15 protein-coding genes and 1 pseudogene are annotated in these 22217 nt (G+C 46.9%); 8 read left to right on the top strand and 8 right to left on the bottom strand.

Annotation, left to right across the window (positions count from 1 at the left end):
• Positions 1–56: 56 nt before the first annotated feature.
• Positions 57–2009, bottom strand: a complete 1953-nt coding sequence (acs, locus tag L5M40_RS07495) for an acetate--CoA ligase (RefSeq protein ID WP_263177326.1) — start codon at positions 2007–2009, stop codon at positions 57–59.
• A gap of 174 nt (positions 2010–2183) precedes the next feature.
• Between acs and L5M40_RS07500 the strand changes: the two genes are divergently transcribed.
• The gene (locus tag L5M40_RS07500; RefSeq protein ID WP_168823909.1) at positions 2184–5624 is read left to right on the top strand and encodes a PAS domain-containing hybrid sensor histidine kinase/response regulator; all 3441 of its coding nucleotides are present in this window, start codon (positions 2184–2186) and stop codon (positions 5622–5624) included.
• A 141-nt stretch (positions 5625–5765) separates the two neighbouring features.
• Here L5M40_RS07500 and L5M40_RS07505 read toward each other — a convergent pair whose 3' ends face one another.
• Both L5M40_RS07505 and bioA read right to left on the bottom strand, forming a co-directional pair.
• A complete protein-coding gene (locus L5M40_RS07505; RefSeq protein WP_173496542.1) occupies positions 5766–7367 on the bottom strand; it encodes a methyl-accepting chemotaxis protein in 1602 nt (533 codons plus the stop codon).
• Between the two features lie 379 nt (positions 7368–7746).
• Positions 7747–9102 (bottom strand): adenosylmethionine--8-amino-7-oxononanoate transaminase, encoded by a 1356-nt coding sequence (gene bioA / locus L5M40_RS07510; RefSeq protein ID WP_263177324.1) that lies wholly within the window; start codon positions 9100–9102, stop codon positions 7747–7749.
• A 121-nt stretch (positions 9103–9223) separates the two neighbouring features.
• Here bioA and bioB point away from each other — a divergent pair, with 121 nt between their 5' ends.
• The 4 genes from bioB (at position 9224) to bioD (ending at position 13591) form a co-directional block, all read left to right on the top strand.
• Positions 9224–10276, top strand: coding sequence for a biotin synthase BioB (bioB, locus tag L5M40_RS07515; RefSeq protein WP_263177323.1), 1053 nt, complete (start codon positions 9224–9226; stop codon positions 10274–10276).
• 151 nt (positions 10277–10427) lie between these two features.
• Positions 10428–11660 carry an aminotransferase class I/II-fold pyridoxal phosphate-dependent enzyme gene (locus tag L5M40_RS07520; protein ID WP_263256471.1) on the top strand — a complete coding sequence of 411 codons (1233 nt, stop codon included), beginning with the start codon at positions 10428–10430 and terminating at the stop codon, positions 11658–11660.
• Between the two features lie 64 nt (positions 11661–11724).
• Complete coding sequence (locus L5M40_RS07525) at positions 11725–12684, top strand: methyltransferase domain-containing protein (protein WP_263205519.1); 960 nt, start codon at positions 11725–11727, stop codon at positions 12682–12684.
• A gap of 166 nt (positions 12685–12850) precedes the next feature.
• On the top strand, positions 12851–13591 hold the full coding sequence (gene bioD / locus L5M40_RS07530; protein WP_263205517.1) for a dethiobiotin synthase: 741 nt from the start codon (positions 12851–12853) through the stop codon (positions 13589–13591).
• A gap of 161 nt (positions 13592–13752) precedes the next feature.
• On the opposite strand, the gene L5M40_RS07535 is transcribed toward bioD, so the two are convergent.
• The 5 genes from L5M40_RS07535 to L5M40_RS07555 all read right to left on the bottom strand — a co-directional run bounded on the left by L5M40_RS07535 (position 13753) and on the right by L5M40_RS07555 (position 17939).
• Entirely contained in the window at positions 13753–14052 is a 300-nt protein-coding gene (locus tag L5M40_RS07535; protein ID WP_263205702.1) for an HU family DNA-binding protein, read from the bottom strand.
• Positions 14053–14374: 322 nt separating this feature from the next.
• On the bottom strand, positions 14375–15289 hold the full coding sequence (locus L5M40_RS07540) for an ABC transporter ATP-binding protein (RefSeq protein WP_263256472.1): 915 nt from the start codon (positions 15287–15289) through the stop codon (positions 14375–14377).
• The gene (locus L5M40_RS07545) at positions 15286–16116 is read right to left on the bottom strand and encodes an ABC transporter permease subunit (protein WP_263256473.1); all 831 of its coding nucleotides are present in this window, start codon (positions 16114–16116) and stop codon (positions 15286–15288) included. The genes L5M40_RS07540 and L5M40_RS07545 overlap by 4 nt, the downstream gene beginning before the upstream one ends.
• Before the next feature lie 175 nt (positions 16117–16291).
• On the bottom strand, positions 16292–16963 hold the full coding sequence (locus L5M40_RS07550; protein WP_263256474.1) for a YceH family protein: 672 nt from the start codon (positions 16961–16963) through the stop codon (positions 16292–16294).
• 133 nt (positions 16964–17096) lie between these two features.
• Complete coding sequence (locus L5M40_RS07555) at positions 17097–17939, bottom strand: S1 RNA-binding domain-containing protein (protein WP_105252833.1); 843 nt, start codon at positions 17937–17939, stop codon at positions 17097–17099.
• A gap of 598 nt (positions 17940–18537) precedes the next feature.
• On the opposite strand from L5M40_RS07555, the gene L5M40_RS07560 reads away from it, so the two are divergent.
• The 3 genes and pseudogenes from L5M40_RS07560 to L5M40_RS07570 all read left to right on the top strand — a co-directional run bounded on the left by L5M40_RS07560 (position 18538) and on the right by L5M40_RS07570 (position 22192).
• Positions 18538–18690, top strand: a complete 153-nt coding sequence (locus L5M40_RS07560; protein ID WP_011846564.1) for a hypothetical protein — start codon at positions 18538–18540, stop codon at positions 18688–18690.
• A gap of 487 nt (positions 18691–19177) precedes the next feature.
• The gene (gene speA / locus L5M40_RS07565) at positions 19178–21091 is read left to right on the top strand and encodes a biosynthetic arginine decarboxylase (RefSeq protein WP_028760330.1); all 1914 of its coding nucleotides are present in this window, start codon (positions 19178–19180) and stop codon (positions 21089–21091) included.
• Positions 21092–21250: 159 nt separating this feature from the next.
• A pseudogene (locus L5M40_RS07570) lies at positions 21251–22192 on the top strand (adenosylmethionine decarboxylase).
• Positions 22193–22217 lie beyond the last annotated feature (25 nt).

Here is a 22217-nt window from a genome sequence, read left to right on the forward strand (position 1 = left end):
CGCTTAGCCTATTGGGCATAGACTAAGCGTTGTGGACGTTATTCTTAACTCGGATATTACTCAGTACGATTTAAGCGTGATTCAATCAAGGTCTCGATCACAGCTGGATCTGCCAAGGTTGATGCATCCCCTAAGTTAGTCACTTCGTTAGCGGCAATCTTACGCAGGAAGCGGCGCATGATCTTGCCCGAACGAGTCTTAGGTAAGCCCGTCGCCCATTGGATGAGATCTGGCGTTGCCAGCGCACCAATTTCTTTACGAACCCATTGACGCAGCTCTTGACGTAGCTCTTCGGTTTCTTCAGTGCCGCGGGTTAGCGTGACATACGCATAAATACCTTGGCCTTTAATATCATGTGGGTAGCCAACTACTGCAGCCTCGGCAACCAGTTCGTGTGATACCAGCGCACTTTCAACCTCTGCTGTACCTAATCTGTGGCCGGATACGTTGATTACGTCATCGACGCGGCCAGTGATCCAGTAGTAGCCATCTTCATCACGGCGTGCGCCGTCACCGGTAAAATACATGCCACGGAAGGTTTTAAAGTAGGTCAGTACAAATCGTTCATGGTCGCCATACACAGTACGCATTTGGCCCGGCCAAGAATCGAGTAACACTAAGTTACCTTCGTTCTCACCTTCTAAAATATTCCCCATGTTATCCACTAAGGCGGGTTGAACGCCAAAGAACGGACGGGTAGCTGAGCCGGGTTTAGTATCGGTCGCGCCTGGCAGTGGCGTGATCAAAATGCCGCCCGTTTCAGTTTGCCACCAAGTATCGACGATAGGGCAATGCTCATGACCTATGACTTCATGGTACCAACGCCATGCTTCTGGGTTGATAGGTTCGCCTACCGAGCCCATGATCCTCAAGCTGCTACCATCGAACTTATCGAAGTGTTGTTTACCTTCGGCCATCAGCGCGCGAATTAAGGTTGGCGCTGTATATAGAATGTTCACTTTATGGCGGTCAATCATTTCGCCTAAACGGGCAGGGCTTGGATGATTCGGCACACCTTCATGGATAAGCACAGTCGCACCATTGGCGAGGGGGCCGTAAACCATGTAAGAGTGGCCAGTGATCCAACCCACATCTGCGGTACACCAGTACACTTCACCCGCTTTGTAGTCGAACACATATTCATGGGTCATAGACGCATAAACCATGTAGCCGCCAGTGGTGTGCAATACGCCCTTGGGATTACCAGTTGAACCTGAGGTATAAAGCAAGAATAACGGTGCTTCGGCGTCCATTTCTTCTGGTTGGCAGTGCTCTGATGCGGTTTCCATCAGTGAATGCCACCACACATCACGGTCTTCTACCCAATCTACTTTGCCACCAGTACGCTTCAGCACTATAACTTTTTCAATAGTAGTGACATCAGGGTGCTTTAAGGCATCATCGATATTGCGCTTTAATGGAATTGCACGGCCACCGCGCATACCTTCATCGGAGGTAATGATGACTTTGGATTTACCGTCAATGACGCGAGAGGCGATTGAATCCGGTGAGAAACCACCGAAGACCACAGAGTGCACAGCGCCGATACGGGCACAGGCAAGCATAGCGACTGCGGCTTCTGGCACCATAGGCATGTAAATTGTGACTATATCCCCGCGGCGCACGCCTTGGCTGCGCAGTGCGTTGGCAAACTTACACACATCTGCATGTAATTCACCGTAGGTGATTTTGCGTTGTTCGCTGGCGTTATCGCCTTCCCAAATAATCGCCACGCGATCACTGTGCTCGGCTAAGTGACGGTCTAAACAGTTGGCTGAAGCATTCAGGGTGCCATCGTAAAACCAATTGATCGATAAGTTATGGTCATCAAAAGAGGTTTTTTTAATTTTGGTATAAGGTTTAATCCAATCAATACGCTTGCCGTGTTCTCTCCAGAAACCTTCAGGATTGACAATCGACTCTTGGTACATTGTTTTATATTTATCGTTGTTTACAAGTGCATTGGCAGCGATATTGCCGGAGACTTTGTAGAGAGACTGCGAGCTCATAGGGCTTCCCTTTTGAAAAATTGCGTGGACTGAGTATGGTATGCAAGGGGGCGGCAACTCCATTAGACCTTGGTCTAGTGTTAAATTTTCCTTTATATTTAGTCTGTTGCATTAAAAATCCGGCTAGATTTTAGACAGGTTTTATCGCACAATAATCAGAAAAAAGAGCAAAGTATGAATTTAACCTTAGTCGTCGCCGTTATTGCCGTCTGTTATGTCTCGCTTTTATTCCTATTGGCTTGGGGGGCGGAGCGTTGGTTTACTCAGATCACTAAAAAGCTTCAGGTCGTGATCTATGGTCTGAGCTTAGCGGTTTATTGCTCCTCGTGGAGTTTTTTAGGCACAGTTGGGCAATCGGCTAAGGATTTTTGGTCTTTCTTACCGATTTTTATCGGCCCTATTCTGATTTTTACTTTAGGTTTTGGCATGTTACGCAAGATGGTATTAGTGTCTAAGGCGCAAAATATCACCTCTGTGGCCGACTTTATTGCTGCCCGTTATGGCAAATCTCAAACTTTAGCCGCCTTAGTCACCTTAATCGCCTTGTTTGGTATCATGCCCTATATCGCCCTGCAGCTTAAGGCGATGGTGTTCAGCCTTAATTTGTTTCAACCCGCAGACGATCCCCTCGATGGCGTGACGATTCCGTTACTGATCACTTCGCTGTTAGCCATATTTGCCATTTTATTTGGTACTCGCAAACTCGATGCGACTGAGCATAATCCCGGCATGATGCTTGCGATTGCCTTTGAGTCTCTGGTGAAACTTGCCGCATTTTTGTTGGTCGGCATCGTCATCAGTTTCGGAGTGTTCGATGGTTTTGGGGATATTTGGCAGCAGGCCAATGCGCAGTCACTAATTAATTATCCCAATCCACGTATTGAAGCTTTAATGCCTGAGTTACTCGTCGGAATGGCGGCCTTTTTATGTATGCCAAGGCAGTTCCATGTAATGGTGGTGGAATGCGCCGATGAGTCCGTGTTGTCAAAAGGGCGTTGGCTGTTTCCCATTTATTTAGCACTTTTCGGTTTATTCGTTGGACCGCTCGCCTTGGCGGGGAAGATCATCCTCGGCGATTCAGTGTCGGCCGATACCTATGTGATTAATTTACCGCTGGCGTTAGATCAACCTTTGCTGGCGGTGATTGCATTACTTGGCACACTTTCGGCGGCAACTGGCATGGTGATAGTGGCGGTGGTGACTATCAGTGTGATGGTAAGTAACGAATGGCTGGTGCCAGTGATGCTGCGCACAGGCCATATCCGCGAGAAAAACTTCAGTCAGTTCTCGCACCTGTTACTTAATGCCCGCCGCTTAGCCATCGTGATTATTCTGGGCTTAGGCTATGGCAGCTATTTGGCATTATCAGACAGTGATTCCTTGTCCCATTTAGGCATGTTGTCTTTTGGTGCGTTTGCCCAACTCGCGCCAGCTTTAGTCGGTGGACTCTATTGGAAACACGGCAATCGTGCTGGGGTATTTTTAGGGCTCGGCGTGGGCTTTTCGCTGTGGTTCTACATCATGTTGCAGGGCATGACAGATGTGCAAAGTTCATCGGCGTTCTTGTCTAGTGTCGCGAGCGAGAAAGGCCTGCTAGATGCGATAACGCCTAATGTGCGTGATGCGCTGACGGCTCTTTTTGCCAATATTGCCTGTTATATTTTGGGTTCTATTTGGTTTAGAGCGGGTGTGGCTGAGCGTATTCAGGCCAGTGCTTTTGTGAGCCCTGGCAAATTGAAAAACAGCGCCAATAAGAAAAATGGTCCGATTTCACAGCAGGACTTACTGATACTGGCGAGTCGTTTCGTTAGCCCAACACGCGCCTATGAGAGTTTTAGCCGTTTCTCGATTGATGCGGTAAAAAGTGATAGTTGGCATAAAGCGGCGCCGCCGGAATTGATTTCCCACACTGAACGTTTATTGGCGGGGGTGCTTGGCGCTTCAAGCGCAGCGCTGGTGATGGATTCCGTGCTGCAAGGGCGCGATTTAGCGCTGGATGAAGTCTTTAGTCTGGTCGATGAAGCCTCATCGAAAATCATGCTCAGTCAAGACATGTTGCGCGGCGCGATTGAGCATGCCTATGAAGGTATGAGTGTTATCGATAACGATCTCAATCTTGTGGCATGGAATTACAAATATGTGGAGTTGTATCAATATCCCGATGGATTTTTGCAGCAGGGCATGCCCATCAGTGAAGTGATCCGCTTTAATGCGGCGCGGGGTTATTGTGGTGAAGGGGAAATAGAACAGCAGGTTGAGCAGCGGGTGCAGCATATGCGTAATGGCACACCGCACACTTCTGAGCGCCATCGCAGAGACGGCAAAGTGATTAAAATTCAAGGCAATCCTATGCCAGATGGCGGCTTTGTGATGACCTTTACCGACATTACTCAGTATCGCGAACAGGAGCGCGCGCTGCTCGAAGCCAATGAAACCTTAGAAAGCCGCGTTAATGAGCGAACCTATGAATTAGCCATGTTGAACAGTGAGTTACTGGAGGCTAAAGCGCAGGAAGAAATCGCTAATGCTTCTAAGAGTCGCTTCTTGGCCGCCGTCGGCCATGATTTAATGCAGCCGCTTAATGCCGCGCGGCTGTTTACTGCGTCGTTATCTCAGTATCCCAATCTAGATCGTGAGGCCAGAACCACCTTATCCCATGTGAATAGCTCGCTAAAAATTGCCGGCGAGTTGCTCACCGACCTATTGGATATTTCTAAACTCGACTCAGGTATGGTGGATGTCAATCGCCGTGACTTTGCGATTTCAGAACTGATCAATGGCTTATCCGTTGAATTTGAAGCGATGGCGGCGGATAACCAAATTCGTTTTAAGATGGTCCCATGCAGCGCAACCGTTAATTCTGATCCTTCGCTGTTAAGGCGTGTCCTGCAAAACTTTTTAACTAATGCTTACCGTTATGCTCGCGGTGGCAGAGTCTTGTTTGGTTGTCGCTATCGCGGTCATTACCTTGAGATCCAAGTGTTAGACACGGGTTGTGGTATTGATGAGAAAGAAACCCAAGAAATTTTCAAAGAATTTAAGCGGTTGAATAATCCTAAGAGCAACAATGTTAGCGGCTTGGGCTTAGGTCTGGCGATTGCTGATCGCATCAGTAAAGTGTTAGAACACGGTATTCAGGTTTCGTCCCATTTAGGGCGCGGCTCGGTCTTCTCCATTTGTGTACCGCTTGGAGAAACTGTGCGTCAGCCACAAGTGAAGGCGTTACCGTCGCTGCTGCAGCCGTTATCGGGTATCAAAGTGTTGTGTATCGACAACGAAGAGGCCATTTTAGCTGGATTAGAAAGCCTATTAAGCCGCTGGCAGTGTGAGGTTATCTGTGCAAAAGATTTATCCGATGCACGCATTAAACTAGGACTGAAAGGCGTCGCGCCTGATATTGTGCTCGCGGATTACCATTTAGATGATGGCCAAAATGGCGTCGATGCGATGGACGGTATTCGCGCGCTTTATGGACAAGATTTACCCGGTATTTTGATCACCGCTAATACCCGCAAAGAGTTGGTGGAAGATGTGCAACGCCGCGGCTATCACTATATGGCGAAAATGATAAAACCTGCCGCGCTACGTGCCTTGATTTCTAGCTTGGTAAAATAAGCTTGGTATACGTGCTAGGTAACATGAGTTTAGTGACGTCGGTACGTTTATCGAAATGCCAAGATAATCGCGCAATTTTTTATGCGGCTTATCTTGGCTAAACGGTTTGACACAGGTTTGTGGGTGTAACTAAATACATGACTAGAGTTTGAATACGGCCAGTTTATTGTTTAAATTCAGTGATAATTCGGCCAAACTTTCACTTTCTTGAGCCAAATAAGTCGCCGATTCAGAGACTTCGAGCGCTGAGTTATTAATCCCGCACACGTTTCTGTTCATGTCTTCTGCGACCACACTTTGTTCTTCTGCGGCGGTGGCGATATGGGTTGCCATGTCACTCACATGTTTTATATGAGCAACGATAAGCGATAAATCCTTACCCGCTTTTGCTGATTGACTCACACTGTTTTCTGCCAGTGCACGGCTTGCATCCATTGCCTTAGCGGCGCTCACGGCCCGTTGTTGCAATAATGAAATCGTGTTTTGAATTTCTTCGGTCGATTGCCTAGTGCGACTGGCAAGTTGCCTCACTTCATCGGCGACTACAGCGAACCCTCGCCCTTGCTCGCCAGCGCGGGCGGCTTCAATTGCCGCATTCAGTGCCAGCAAGTTGGTTTGGTCTGAAATCGCGCTGATAACAGAGGTGACCTCGCTGATCTGCATGACTTCCTCTTTAAGCATATTTACTTGATCCGTCGCTTGCTCCACTTCTTTGGCAAGTGCATGAATACCATCTACGCTGGCGTGAACATCTTGGTCGCCAAGGCCAGCTTCCCAAGTGGCTTCTTTGGTATCTTTGGCTGTGCTCTCCGCATTATTCGCGACATCGGCGATAGTGGCGCTCATTTCATTCATGGCGGTGGCAAGTTGGGCGAGTTGATCCCGCTGATTATTTACCGCTTGATTAGTTTCCTCTGCAGTTGAGGCGATACGAGCCGAGGCCTGTGCAACATTGTCAGCGCTATGACTCGCTTGAAGTAAAGTGCTACGAATGGAGTCTATGCTTTGGTTTATATTGTGGGCTAAGATGCCAAGTTCATCTTTACCATAGATTTTTAGCTGAGTCGTTAAATCACCTTTTGTGATGGCGAGCATAGCCAGATTCACATCATCCAATGGCTGAGTAATAGAGCGGCTAATGGCATAACCTAGCCAAGCCATAAGCACAATAATGACAAATGTAATGCCTCCCATGGTGAGGTATTCATTCCAAATGGTGGCTTCGATATCTTGGAGTAACATACCTGAGCCTAAGATCCAGCCCCAAGGTTTAAATCCCATGACAAGTGAGATTTTCTGCGCTGATTTGCCATTCGCCGTCGTCCAGCGGTATTCGACTAATCCTTGTTTGCCATCACGGCCGAGTTCGACCATTTCGAACCAATAATTCTCTTCGCCTCGATTACCCATTTGTTGGCCAACCAGTTCTTTTTTGATGGGATGAACGATAACGTGCCTCGATTCATCAATCACAAACAAGTAGTTATCACCATCAAAACGCATGTCGTTCAACATGTCTTTAGCGGCTTGCTGTGCTTGCTCTAGGGGCAGTGATTGCGACAACGCTTGGATACGGCTGCTGGCGAGGGACAATACGGCATTAAGTCGTGCTTCACGCTCTGCCATCAGGTTGTGCTTGAGGGCTGTGACGGAAATAGTGAGTAAAATTAAGGCACCTGCGAGGGCGATAATGAGCTGTAGTGCGAGTTTTCGATTAACGGGGATGTCAGCGAGTTTGAACATATGATCTCCTTTTCTTTGTGTAGCGATTTAAGCCATTCCCTCTGCTCAAGTTGTTGTCAGCTTTTGGCGAAAGATATGTTGTGTAAAGTGAGTGATATAAGCATCGTTGGCTTTGATAAAATTTCCAGTTGGCGGATTAAATAAATGCGCTAAATTACAGAGTTTTAATGGAAATTGTGAGCAATATTGCAATTGCAACCTTAGCGCGTTTATCTATCGAGAGGATGCGAGATTCGAACAAGGGAAGGGCTGCTGAGTCTGATATAAGCCAAGCCGTTCGAACCCTTAGCGCACAGTGCGCAGGGGTTCGTTTATTCGACGTTAAAGGCTTATTGAGTTGAAAGAGCGTTAAGCTAAAAGATGGTCAAGTGTTAAAGCATCAACCGTGGCTGATAAGTTGCGGCTCGAGATTTTTTGATACCGCGCTAATACCTGCTGCGACTTGCTTCATCGCACTGGTGAGTTGGCTTAATTGTGCTGAGCTAATGATATAGGGCGGCATGATATAGATAAGGTTGGCGAAGGGACGCACCCAGACGCCTAAATCGACAAATTGCTGCTGTAAATCAGCGGTATTGACGGGTTCGTGCATCTCTAACACGCCCACTGCGCCGAGCACTCGCACGTCTTTAACACTGGGTAAGTCAATCGCATCCTTAAGTTCAACGCGCATTTGCTGCTCGATAGCGGCCACTTGCGCTTGCCATTCATTGCGATTGATTAAGTCTAAGCTCGCACACGCCGCCGCGCAGGCCAGCGGGTTGCCCATAAATGTCGGACCATGCATAAACACGCCAGCGGGAGATTGGCTGATTCCTTGGGCAACTTTATCGGTACATAGCGTTGCCGCTAGGCTGATATAACCGCCAGTCAGCGCTTTGCCTAAACATAAGATATCAGGGGTAATATGGGCGTGTTCATAGGCAAAAAGCTTGCCTGTTCGACCAAAGCCAGTGGCTATTTCATCTAAGATCAGCAGGACATCAAATTCATCACATAGGGCACGAAGACCCGTTAAATAATCTGCGCTGTAGAAACGCATACCGCCAGCGCCTTGCATTATCGGCTCTATAATCACTGCGGCAATATTATGGTGATTAATGCTTAATATGTCGCGCATTGCGGTTAAATCATCGGCTTGTAAGGCTTTGCCAAAGGCGGTTTGTGGCGCGGGCACAAATGATTGCTTGGTTACTGCATCGCCAAACATAGTGTGCATGCCGCCTTCGGGATCGCATACGCTCATCGCGGCAAAGGTATCGCCGTGGTAACCCTTCTTAACGGTAAGAATGCGTTGTTTTAGCGGTCGCTCTTCTCCATGTACACTTTGCCCTTGCCAACTCTGACCTTGCCAATATTGCAGCGCCATTTTAATTGCCACTTCGACTGAGATAGATCCAGAGTCGCACAAAAAGACCTTTGTCAGCGGTTCGCAGGTCATAGCGATAAGTTTTTTACACAGTTCAATGGCGGGTTCATGGGTGATACCGCCAAACATCACATGGCTCAGTTGATGCAACTGTTTTTCCATCGCGGTTAATATCTTGGGATGTGCATAGCCGTGCACACAGGCCCACCACGAGCTAGTACCATCGACCAACTTGCGGCCATCGACGAGTTCAAGCTCGCAGCCCTTTGCACTATGTACACCAAAAACAGGAAGAGATCGGGTCATTGAGGTGTAAGGATGCCAAATATGGGCGCTATCAAAGTCAAAATCGAGTAAATTGCGCATAAAAGCTCACTTTTTGGTGATAAAGTAGCCATTAGTAAACTGGGTTCACTGGTTGGCGTTGACAGTTTAAGGGCTGAGGTTATCCTAGCCAAGATAAAAAACAGAATAAAAAGGGTGTTCAATGTCGCAGTTGCAAGTTCGTCATGATTGGAAGCGGGAAGAAATCGAAGCCTTATTTGCGCTGCCGATGAATGACTTATTATTTAAAGCCCACAGTATTCACCGTGAGGTATACGATCCTAATGAAGTGCAAATTAGCCGTTTATTATCGATTAAAACCGGTGCTTGCCCTGAGGATTGTAAATATTGCCCGCAGAGTGCTCGCTATGACACAGGTCTAGAGAAAGAGCGTTTGCTGGCAATGGAAACTGTGCTGACCGAGGCACGCAGTGCTAAAGCTGCGGGTGCCTCTCGTTTTTGCATGGGCGCTGCTTGGCGTAATCCAAAAGAAAAAGACATGCCGTACCTTAAACAAATGGTGCAAGAAGTTAAAGCCTTAGGTATGGAAACCTGTATGACGCTTGGCATGCTGTCTGAAGATCAAGCGAACGATTTAGCCAGTGCTGGCTTAGATTATTACAACCATAATTTAGATACTTCGCCTGAATATTACGGCGATGTGATCACGACACGTACCTATCAAAATCGTTTAGATACACTGACACATGTGCGCGCTTCTGGCATGAAAGTGTGCTCGGGCGGGATTGTCGGCATGGGTGAAAAGGCGACGGATCGCGCAGGTTTACTACAACAGCTGACTAATTTACCGCAGCATCCTGATTCAGTGCCGATCAATATGTTAGTTAAAGTGGCGGGCACGCCGTTTGAGAAGCTTGACGACCTAGACCCACTCGAATTTGTGCGTACTATCGCCGTGGCGCGTATCTTAATGCCGCTTTCCCGCGTGCGGTTATCGGCAGGCCGCGAAAATATGAGTGATGAGCTGCAGGCCATGTGTTTCTTTGCCGGCGCTAACTCGATTTTCTATGGTTGTAAATTGCTGACCACACCAAACCCAGAAGAAAGCGATGATATGGGGCTATTTCGACGTTTAGGCTTACGTCCCGAGCAGGGCGCAGCGGCAAAACTGGAAGAAGAAAGTGCTGTTTTAGCAAAAGCGGCGGCCTATCAAGATAAGTCATCGGCACAATTCTATGACGCGGGTGCTTTGTAATATCACTGAGTGCATGTTGTCCGACAAACAGGTCGAATAGCCTGTAAACCTTGTTGGCTGCAGCCTATTTTGATTGCGGCCGATAGCTTTATTGGCCGCACTCCATTTTTCAAGCAGCATTTTTAAGACAATCATTCTTGAGGCTAAATCGATGAGTTCTCTGCTCGAGATGAAAATTGCCGCCCGTCAGCAAGCCTTACGTGAGCAAGGTTTATTACGGCAACGTAAAATGCTGAGTGTTGATCACAGCTTTGATGTTAATGCACCCACTTCGAGCCCGCGCTTTGTGTTCGAAGGGCGATCCTATGTTAATTTTAGCAGTAATGATTATTTAGGCTTATCCCGCGTTCCTGAGTTGGTTGAAGCGCTGCACCTTGGGGCGCAGACCTACGGTGTGGGTAGCGGCGCATCGCCCTTAGTGACAGGGTACAGTGATGCGCATGTCACACTTGAACGTGAACTCTGCGCCTTAACGGGGCATGAAGCGGGATTACTATTCTGTTCGGGCTTTAGTGCCAATACTGCGTTAATGAAAACCTTGTTTGATCAGCAAGATACTGTGATTGCCGATAAACTTGTGCACGCCTCAATTATCGATGGTTTACAAGATAGTGGCGCGCAGCTTAAACGTTTTTTACACAATTCGCTTGAGAGCGCTGAGCGGCTTCTGACTCGAAATCACGCATCGGCGTTAATCACAGAAAGCGTGTTTAGCATGGACGGGGATTGTGCGCCGATCACGCAGTTATCGGCGCTTTGTCGTCAACAGAATACTTGGTTGATTGTTGATGATGCCCATGGTTTTGCGGTGCTCGATGGCTATCAAAATAGTGATGTAAGAGATAAAGCCGCCAAGCTTATCGATGTGCAAGTGGTGACCTTTGGTAAGGCATTAGGTTGCCAAGGCGCAGCGGTTTTGGGGAGTCAGGCGCTGATCGACTTTTTGGTCAGTAATGCCCGTGAATATATTTATTCGACCGCCTTATCGCCCGCCAATGCCGCATTAGCGTTAGCTGCGACTCGGTACTGTACTGCACATCCTGAGTTACAGCAAAAGCTGCTTGAGAATATTTCGCTATTCAAACAGTTATGCCTCGATGCTGCCGTGCCCCTTTTAGGTTCGGATACCGCAATTCAGCCGTTGATCATTGGCGATGCGCAGCAAACCCTGCAAGTCGCCGAAGCGTTAAGAGCCGCGGGCATTTGGGTTGGGGCGATTCGCCCGCCAACGGTGCCTGTAGGGTCGGCGCGGTTACGCATTACCTTAACGGCGACCCATAGCCCTGAAGATATTGCTGTTTGTGTTGAGCAATTAGCCCAAGTGCTCAGTCGTGTTGGTATCCCGCTTGTCAGTGAACGAGAATCTGCCTATGAGTACAGATAAATGTACCCTATAGATCGCGTTATTTTATTGAATGTTAAGTTTTTATGGTTGAGTGTTAGTTAAAATGCCAAGCCTGATAAAGTCTAGTGATCCAAGCTGTAGTGAGTTTGCTCATGAGTCAAACAAGTTTATTTCTTGCGATCTTAAGCTGAGTGAGCTTAATGCGGGCGTTTCTTATGGGGGCGTTCTCGCGGGGACTGTGTCCAATGTGCACGGGACTCAAATTGCTGAACGTTTTTCCGCAGCGGCCCATAGTTACCAAGATCATAATCAATTACAACGCCTGAGCGCTGCCAGTTTACTCAGTGAGTTTTTGGCAGCAGGTTATCTGTTAGACATAGGGGCTGGCCCTGGGACGGATTTTTCTGGGTACCACAGTGTCTCTCAACCAGCGGATCTCTCTACGCAAAATTCATCCACAACTGTATTTGCCGTGGATATTGCCCTTGGCATGCTACAAAAGCTAAAACAGTCTTATCCCGATTATCTCGGCGTATGTGCCGATGCGCAGTGTTTACCTTTTACCAATGGCTGCATGGATGTTATTTACTCTAATCTAGCCCTGCAATGGTGTGCTGATTTTCCTGCTGCGGTAGCCGAAATGGCGCGGGTACTTAAGCCGAACGGTGAGTGTCATTTGAGCCTCGTAGCGCAGGGGAGTTTGAATCAATTAGCTGAATTAGGGTTAAGAGTGAATGACTTTTCGACGATGCAAGCACTCAAGGCTGCATTTAAACTCGATACATGGCAATTACTTGAAGTGCAACTCGTCCCTATGACAGTGTATTTTGACACTCTTAAGGCACTACTCTATTCAATTAAAGGTGTGGGGGCTTCTGTACATGTCGCCAGTTCAACAACTCGGGTTTCAGGTTCAACAGTGAGTGCTTCAGAATTCACTCCACGGCTGCGTGGTCGTCAAGATTGGCAGGCCATGCAGGCCAAAGCTGAATCGCTACGTTTACCCCAAGGTTTGCCTTTAACCTACCAGATAGTTCAAATACGTGCTCGGCGTAGGTTTTAAAGTTCACATATTATGCCTTTAGTCATGGCATTATCAATTAGCACTAATATCTAGAAAACGTTGGATTTTTAACATTACGTATAGAGATCGTTAGCTATATGGACATTTAGCTTATGGAGAGTGGGCTTAACAAAGCACAACTCATAGCAACAGATAAGGATCTAATATGTATTTTGTAACAGGTACAGATACCGATAGCGGTAAGACTTTGGTTTCGGCGGCATTATTAACCGCTGTGAATCGTTTAGGGCTCATAGCCAATGCTGACTCTGCTGTGAGTATTCTTGCGGCTAACACTATGTTGACTTTAGGTGTTAAGCCCATCGCCTCGGGCTGCGCACAAACCTCCGAAGGCTTGCGTAATGCCGATGCACTGCAGTTGATGACTTCATCGTCGCTGAAACTTACTTATCCTGTCATTAATCCTTTTACCTTTGAACCTGCGATTGCGCCGCATATTGCTGCCGCCCAAGTGGGCGTGAGTTTAGCACCTGAAGCCATTATCGAAAGTTTGGATTTAGCGGCATTTGCTCAAGCGGATTTTTGTCTGATTGAGGGTGCGGGTGGCTGGCGTTTGCCCTTAGGCGAGGGCCGATATTTATCGGAAGTGGTACAGAGATTAGAACTGCCAGTGATACTCGTGGTAGGCATGAAGCTCGGTTGCTTAAATCACGCGCTGCTCACTCAAGAGGCAATACTGGCCGATGGGCTTAAGATTGCAGGTTGGGTCGCCAATTGTGTCGACCCGAATATGAGTATGTTTGCGGAGAATCTGACGAGCCTTAAAGAGATGATGTCAGCGCCTTTCCTCGGCAGTGTGCCTTTTCTTGATGATCCCAGTGCAGAAAATGCCGCCGATTATCTTAATACTTCACCGCTTTTTCAAAGCGTTGAGACTAATGCATAGGCAGTGCCTAACTAATGTTTAGCCGCTGAGCGGCTTAATGCTTTCATCTAAGCGTTACCGCTAATGTCTTTAGACAAAAAAATAAGCCTCACATTACGTTGAGGCTTATTTATATCAAGGCTGCTGATTAATGCTCGCAAATGAGTGACTGCACATTAAAGCTAAGCGCCGCGATTGATTTGCTGCTTCAATGCGGTTGAGGCTTTAAAGCTGGGCTGATTGTAACCGTCGATTTCTATGGCTTCGCCCGTTTGTGGATTACGCCCTGTTTTAGCGACATGGTATCTGAGTTCAAAGGTGCCAAATTGTGGCAGGAAAATTTTCTCGCCTTCGCTCAAGGCGGCGTGGATCTGTTGCAGTATCTGCTCAACCACAGGTTTAGTGCTCGCTTGCGATGCATTGAGCTCGGCGGCAATACGTTGGATAAGTTGTGCTTTGTTCATAGAAACCTCTGAAGTCAGCTTAGGTTCAATCGAAGGGGAGTTATAACAAGCTCGTCCCGAGATTGAAAGCCATAGCAAGCTCAGTGCGGTTGATTGGTGTTTTATTGACAGGCTTGTGAAGCTTTTGGTGATTGTGTGTTGCTAAAGTAAGAACAAGTTTGTCGGATTGAGTGGTGGGCTGATTTTACTGGGCGAAGTGACTGACTTAATTTAAAGGCTTATTGAAAGGTTTAGTTAAAAACCTTAGTTAAAAGGCTTAAGCGCAAGCTGTATTGCGCTTAAGCTATGGATTGAACACTAATCAACCGTTGGATGATGAGAAATCCCTTTTAACGCTTGCCTATGAAAAGAGCGTTTCTTCCAGAGTGCGACCTTTCAGCAGCATCTTGTATTGCCATTGATGCTGATTGAAGAGGGCGAATAGGCGCATCTCAATATCATTGTTGTGCGCTTTTTCTGTATTTGTGTCGTCTAGCTGGATAATAAACACATTGCTTTGTTTTGAGCTGATGTTCACCACTCCCGCCAGTTTTGCCACTTCCGCTTGCAATGCATCGCTGTCACAGTTTTGCATGGTTAACGTCAGGTAATCGCTGTCGGTCGACGCATGCATTGACACTGCTTGACTCAGTTGGCCTTTATCTAAATACAACACTTGATCGCACAACTTTTCGAGCTCATCGAGATTATGGGAGCTGATCATAAAGGTCGTGGTGGGTGATAAGGCTTTGACCAGTTCACGGACTTTTTTCGCATTGGCAGGATCGAGTCCCGCCGTCGGTTCATCTAATAATACTAATTCTGGCGAGCCAATCAGCGCCTGCGCAATCGATACACGTTTACTCATACCGTGGCTAAGGCTAGGCGGTTTTTGCTCGGCAACATCAATTAGATCGACCAAGGCCAACACGCGCAGTGCCTCTTGCTTTGCTTGCTCTAGATTCATGCCCTGCAGGCGAGCGAAAAATATTAACTGACTGACAATCGTCAAGTTGGGATCGAGTACTGCATCCTGGGGCAAAGCGGCAATCTTGCCTAAGAGCTTAGGGCTATTGGGGGCTTCACCGAGTAGGGTTATGGTTCCAGAGCTGGGTGATAAATAGCCGCATAACAGGCTAAAAAGTGTGGTTTTACCCGCGCCATTGGGACCGACAAGGGCGATGGGGGCACCCGCTTCAAGGCTGAAACTCACATCATTTAGCGCCTTTTTGCTGCCGTAAAGCTTCGACAGCCCTTGGCATTGGATCAGACTCATAGCGAGCTCCTTTGCATATAAATTCTGCCGAGCAAGAGGGCCACAGCGGTTTGTAACAGTGGAATAGGGGCATAGACTAAGCTATTGAGTCCATTGGTATTGAGCATGTCCGACAGTTGAGCACCGGGTAATACCCACTGGAGTTGTGCTAGTAGGCTAGATTGATTCGCTAACACCACGATAGTGATGGAAATCACTGTCCATAAAATGGTGGCAAACACCATAGCTTGGCGTGCCGTGCGCGCATACAGGGACAATAAAGTCATCACAGCCGTGTAGGGCAAGATCACTATGACGAGGTTAAGGCCCACTAAGGCGCCAGACGTTAACGCAGATAAAATCAGTTGGCTGTCGCGGCTGAGCGCGAGGGCGACAGTGGCGATAATCGTTAATAGGATCAGTAAACCTTGGATCAGAATTTGGCCGAGAAAACGCCCGAACAATAAGCTGTCACGGCTAGTGCGTATGGTTAAAAAGCGCAGCGTGCCGCGGGTTTTATCCGATGAGAACTGATCGGCGGCGATAAGAATACTGAACAGTGGAAACAAATACAGCGCAAAGCACCAAAACACCGCCATTTCGGCCACGGGCCACTCAAAGAGCACATTGAGGGTATTGGCGCCAAATAAACTGTCAATGATGTCTTTTACATTGGGCTGCAATAACATGGCCGATGCACTTTGAATGGGGTAAAGCAGAAGTACACCCCAAACTAAACCAAAGGCGACCAAGGCGATGATCCCGCGGGTATTAAATAAAAATTTGCGCAGTTCAAACATGGCGATAATAAACACGTTGTTGAAGCTGCTGGGTGGATTATTGGTCATGTGCTGTCTCTATTCTTTTTTGCGCTAGGTTCAGGGGCTATGGTGCTTGGCGCGACTATGTTGGTGCGGTTCAGTTTCTCACCCTTGGGTAGACAGTGGATTGGTCCATAAGTGCCATGTTGCTCACATAGCACTTATTATCCATCGGTATTTATCAGTCATTATCTATCGCTAATTAGCTCAATGAGGCGATTAATTCATCGAGCTTTTGCGTCAGTTCGGCGACTTGTTGTTCAAGCTCTGTCACTCTGTTCACTAATTCAAGCGGCTCTGCGTCTACAGACACAGCGACATGGGCTAAGGTATGACTTGTTCTATGGGATTGGCTAGCACTTTCGTGCGATGACGCTGCAGAGAATAATTCCACATAACGGGATTCGCGGCGGCCGGCTTCTCTGGGCAATTGTTTTAAGAAAGGCTTTTCGCGGTTCATCAATTGGCGGATGCAATCTTCCACGTCGATCACGTCTTTAAACTCGTGTAGGCGATTGCTGCGGGTGCGCAATTCTCCCGGCGTTTGTGGGCCACGTAATAGCAACAAACAGACGATGGCGAGTGCGGCGGGGGACAGTTGCAGTTCGCTGAATTCGGTATTGCAGAATCTGTGCTTGTATTTAACGACGCGGCTGCCAAATCCCGACTGTTCGCTGATTAAACGTTTCCGATTAAGGGAATCAACGGCGATTTGCACTTGGGTTTCGCTGAGTTCGAGTACCGGCTCGCGGCTGGTTTTTTGATTGCAGGCTAAGGTCAAAGAGTTTAGCGAGAGTGGATATTGCTCAGGGGTGGTGATTTCTTTCTCAAGCAGGCATCCGATGACTCTGGCTTCGTGTAACGTGAGTTCCATATAAGCTCCAAAGAAAAAAGCATGGCTTTGTTTATAACAGAGCCATGCTTAATATCCTAGGAGTTGTCAGTCAAACTCTGCCTTAGTGGCGGTAAACTGTACAATTTTAAGGCTAAGTCCTGAATAGAGTTGATTATTCTGCGGTTTCAGTTAAACGCAAACCATCATTATCTATGCTCAGTTGACCATTCTTAAACAAGCCACCAATGGCTTTTTTGAAGGCTTTTTTACTCATACCAAGCTGATCGTAAATGATTTCAGCATCGGTTTTATCGGTCAGGGCTAAGAAGCCGCCAGCCTGTTTGAGTTTGATCAGAATGATGTGGGCGTGCTTATCTAACTCTTGTTTACTGCCTTGTTGCAGCACAAGATCGATTTTGCCATCTCGGCGCACTTGTTTGATGAAACCTTTGAGTCTTTGGCCGAAACGCAGTTTTTGGAACACTTCGTTTTCGTAAATCACTCCCCAATGGGCATGATTAATAATGGCTTTGTAGCCTAAATCTGTGGTGCCGCCGATATATAAATCGACCTGCTCACCGACTGTGTAGTCCGGCTCTGTCTTATCGAGGAACTTATCGATTTTTGATGAGGCCATGATGCGTTCATCGGCGCGGTTAGCGTGTACATAGACCAGATATGAGCGGCCTTCTTCGATAGGCTTATGTTGCTCACCGAAGGGCAGTAATAAATCTTTATCTAAGCCCCAGTCTAAAAAGGCGCCATAAGGGCCGGTTGCAACGGCTTTTAAGTAGGCGAATTCGCCTACCTGTGCCAATGGACGGCGAGTGGTAGCAATCACGATATCTTCAGAATCTAGATACAGAAACACGTCAAGCAGATCACCGACTTGGCAGTCTTTTGGGGTGACTTTGTTTGGCAGCAGTACTTGCCCTAATTCGTGGGCGTTTAAATACACGCCAAAGCTGACTTGTTTTACAACCTCAAGTTTGCAGGTTTTACCTATCTGTACCATGGATCTCTCTGTGCATAATGGAATGTGATTCGATTGCGATTATACACTTCGGTGCTGAAACTGCAGCATTATTGTCTTTGAGCTTTATTTTAGCGTGTGTGAGTCGTCACTTAGCGCAGGCTTGACCACGTATTGTGTCTCGGAGGAACCACTGATTTGTGGCGGGTTTGGCGCCGTGATAATTGGTTGTTTGGCTTCACTTAATATTGGCAAATGTGCATCACTTGAGTGACACACAAAAATCAGGGATATTTGCAGGGGTAAATGTCAATAAAAGTGACAAAGGTGATATAAAAAATATTGAACAGACTTGTACGACGTTTATGAGTTAACTAACTAATATTACTCTATTTAAAACCAATGGGTGGCGGGTGGTTGTTAAGCAAGTGTTTATTATATTTTAATGCAAAAGATTAAATGAGATTCTTGCTTGCATTCTGTGACATTGCGCGGTTTAATTGCGCCGTTCAACGACTTTGCTCGTTGCAGACATTACAAATATTACGTGAGTAATAAAGGTTTTATGGTTCACCAGTCATTAACCGTGTAATTGACAACATATCGATTTACATGGGGTTAAGAGGGTTTTTATTAGCTAATGCACAAGCATCCATTTTTTGCACTTTGCCTAAAAGTGTCACAATGCCAACGCTCGATTGTCGTACCATACGATGATACTGGCCTTAAGCATCTCACGTTGATCCGCATCAATTCTGGCCGCGAAGAAGCCAATAGTCCCCTGTTAAAATAATCTTGCCTAGCGATAAGCTGGTTTGGCGTTTTCGCTAGTTCAGTGTTATCGGTTTTCGTTTTCTACTTGTGTTATCGGTTTCTGAAGGTCTTAACCTCTTTCAAACGTCTTTAAGCTACTTATTAGCTTGATGTTTTAAGGATGCGACTCAGGATCTTATTTGGCTTTTTGGCGGTATTTGCGCCCTTTAGCCTGAGGATAAATGCAAGCGAGGCAAGTAAAGATAGCTTTACTGAGGTAAGGGAATAAGCTTTCCCTTCAATATGATACGATGTATTGCGCTAAGATGCGTTGTCTCTTGCGCTATTAATGAAAATCGCAGCAATGTCACATACACTAGCGTGACGTTGCGGCATTAAGGAGAAGGTAAAATCTACCTTCGTGTATGTCAGGTAAGGTGTCCCTTTGCCTGGGTTTGTCGAACGGGCGGTTGTGCTATTAAGCCATAACCGTTTAACCCATTTTTTAATAGACGGGCTAAATAATAATGAATGATTGGTCTATTGATGATGCTCGTGCTGGGTACAATGTTACTCACTGGAGCCAAGGTTTTTACGGGATTAGCGATCAAGGTGAGGTGACTGTGTCACCGGACCCCAAAAATCCTGATTACAAGATTGGCTTAAATGAGCTAGCCAAAGACATGGTTAAGGCGGGAGTCGCTTTACCTGTACTAGTTCGTTTTCCGCAGATCCTGCACCACAGAGTGAACAGTTTGTGCCAAGCATTCGACCAAGCGATACAGAAGTACGAGTATCAGGCGGACTATTTGCTGGTTTACCCGATTAAAGTAAACCAACAGCAAACTGTGGTGGAAGAGATTCTGGCGAGTCAGGCATCAAAAGAAGTACCACAACTGGGTTTAGAAGCGGGCAGTAAGCCTGAGCTGATGGCTGTGTTAGCCATGGCGCAAAAAGCCAGTTCAGTCATTGTATGTAATGGTTATAAAGATAATGAATATATCCGTTTAGCACTGATTGGTGAAAAGTTAGGCCACAAGGTTTACATCGTTTTAGAAAAACTGTCTGAACTGAAAATGGTGTTAGCTGAATCTAAACGTCTGGGTGTGACACCGCGTTTAGGTCTACGTGCACGTTTAGCGTTCCAAGGCAAAGGCAAGTGGCAGGCGAGCGGCGGTGAGAAATCTAAGTTCGGTTTATCTGCTGCGCAAATTTTGTTGGTTGTAGAGCAACTTAAGCAACACGATATGCTGGATTCGCTGCAATTGCTGCATTTCCACTTAGGTTCGCAAATCGCTAATATCCGTGATATTCGCCAAGGTGTGAGTGAAGCGGGTCGTTTCTACTGTGAATTACGTGAATTAGGCGCAAGCGTTAACTGCTTCGACGTCGGTGGTGGTTTAGCGGTGGATTACGATGGCACTCGTAGCCAAAGTAATAACTCGATGAACTATGGCCTGACCGAATACGCCAACAACATAGTTAACGTATTGACTGACATCTGTAATGAATACGAGCAACCTATGCCACGTATTATTTCAGAATCGGGTCGTTACTTAACGGCGCACCATGCTGTGCTTATCACCGATGTTATCGGTACTGAAGCTTATCAGCCTGAAGATATTCAACCGCCAGCGGAAGATTCACCACAGTTATTGCATAACATGTGGCATTCATGGTCTGAGATCAGCGGCCGCGCCGATCAACGTGCTTTGATTGAGATTTACCACGATAGCCAAAGTGACTTACAAGAAGCGCATTCGCTATTTGCTTTAGGTCAATTGACCTTAGCGGAGCGTGCGTGGGCTGAGCAAGCTAACCTGCGCGTGTGTCATGAAGTGCAAGGGCTATTGAGTGCGAAAAACCGTTATCACAGACCTATCATTGATGAACTCAATGAAAAGTTAGCCGATAAGTTCTTTGTTAACTTCTCATTATTCCAGTCATTACCGGATGCTTGGGGTATTGACCAAGTGTTCCCAGTATTGCCATTATCGGGCTTAGATAAAGCCCCTGAGCGCCGTGCTGTCATGCTCGATATCACCTGTGACTCTGACGGTATTGTCGATCAATACGTTGATGGTCAAGGGATTGAAACCACGCTGCCAGTGCCAGCATGGAGTGCGGATAGCCCGTACCTGATTGGTTTCTTCCTTGTGGGTGCATACCAAGAAATCTTGGGTGATATGCATAACCTGTTTGGTGATACAAACTCAGCAGTGGTTCGCATCGAAGATAATGGTGTGACTAACATCGAATCGGTATTGGCGGGTGACACGGTTGCTGACGTATTGCGTTACGTTAACTTAGATGCGGTGGCCTTTATGCGCACTTATGAAGAGTTAGTGAATCTGCATATCGCCGAAGGTGAACGCGCACAAATTTTAGAAGAATTGCAACTAGGGCTGAAAGGCTATACCTATTTAGAAGATTTTTCTTAATTTATAGCGTGTTAAAATAAATCAGCCTTGGGTAACCTCGGCTGATTTTTGTTTTTATAAGGACAGATTTTTCGCTTTTATTGCCGTTTTAGTCGTGTAAAATCGCGTTGTTCTAGGATCAAGTAAAGGATGAGTGACGATCATGAGGTCAAAGGGTTGATGTTTTTTGAAGGTTCAGAAAAAAAACTCGAGATTATCGTGACGGCGTCTGCGCCGAATTTACGCGAACTCGATGTGAGTTTTTGGTCTGCCTTAGTCAACTGTGCCCACGCCGAGATACTGTCGCAGTTAAGTAATGCGGACTGTGATGCCTATCTGTTGAGTGAATCCAGCTTGTTTGTATGGCACGACAGATTTGTCATGCTCACCTGTGGTAACAGTACCTTAGTGGACGCCGCTTGTTACTTTATCGGCGCGCTTGGCGTGCCTGCCATGGCATTGGTGAGTTATCAGCGTAAAAACGAATACCAAGCTCATCTGCAAACCACGAGCTTTGCCGAGGATATTGGCAAACTGCGCCAACGTATCACCGGTAAAGCCTTTCGAGTAGGCCATCTCGACAGCCATCATCACTATTTTTTCTGCTCTGACAGTGATTATCGAGCACCAAATGATGATTAAACCAGTGAGCTGTTGATGTACCACATTCGTGGCGAATTTGCCGACTATCTTAATGGCGGCTCGCAGAGTAAAGATGAGATTTGCGCCGCACTCGAGCTTAACGATTTACTCCCTGAATTTGAGATTGACGCCCATTTATTTGATCCGTCAGGCTTTTCGATGAACGGTCTTTGGGGCAAATATTATGTTACTTTGCATATTACGCCTCAAAGCGAGAATGCGTGCGCTAGCTCCTATGTGAGCTTTGAAACGAATCTGGATTTAGCGCAGTATCCGCAAGATCTATTAGCGCGTCTATTAACCTTGTTTGCTCCTGTCAGTTGGGACACAATCCGCTTTAATACCGACGACTCAACGCAGGGATTTCCTGCCCATTTATGCTTAGGGCGGTGTTCATTAACGACCGAGCAAGGTTATGACATTGGTTTTAGCCACTATCAGCAGCTTCAGGCTGAAGTGCTGATCCCTGAACTCATGTGAATTTTTGGCGTTTGCTTAAGGAAAC

The organism is Shewanella sp. SM68 (assembly GCF_025653925.1).
Taxonomy (GTDB): Bacteria; Pseudomonadota; Gammaproteobacteria; order Enterobacterales; family Shewanellaceae; genus Shewanella; species Shewanella oncorhynchi.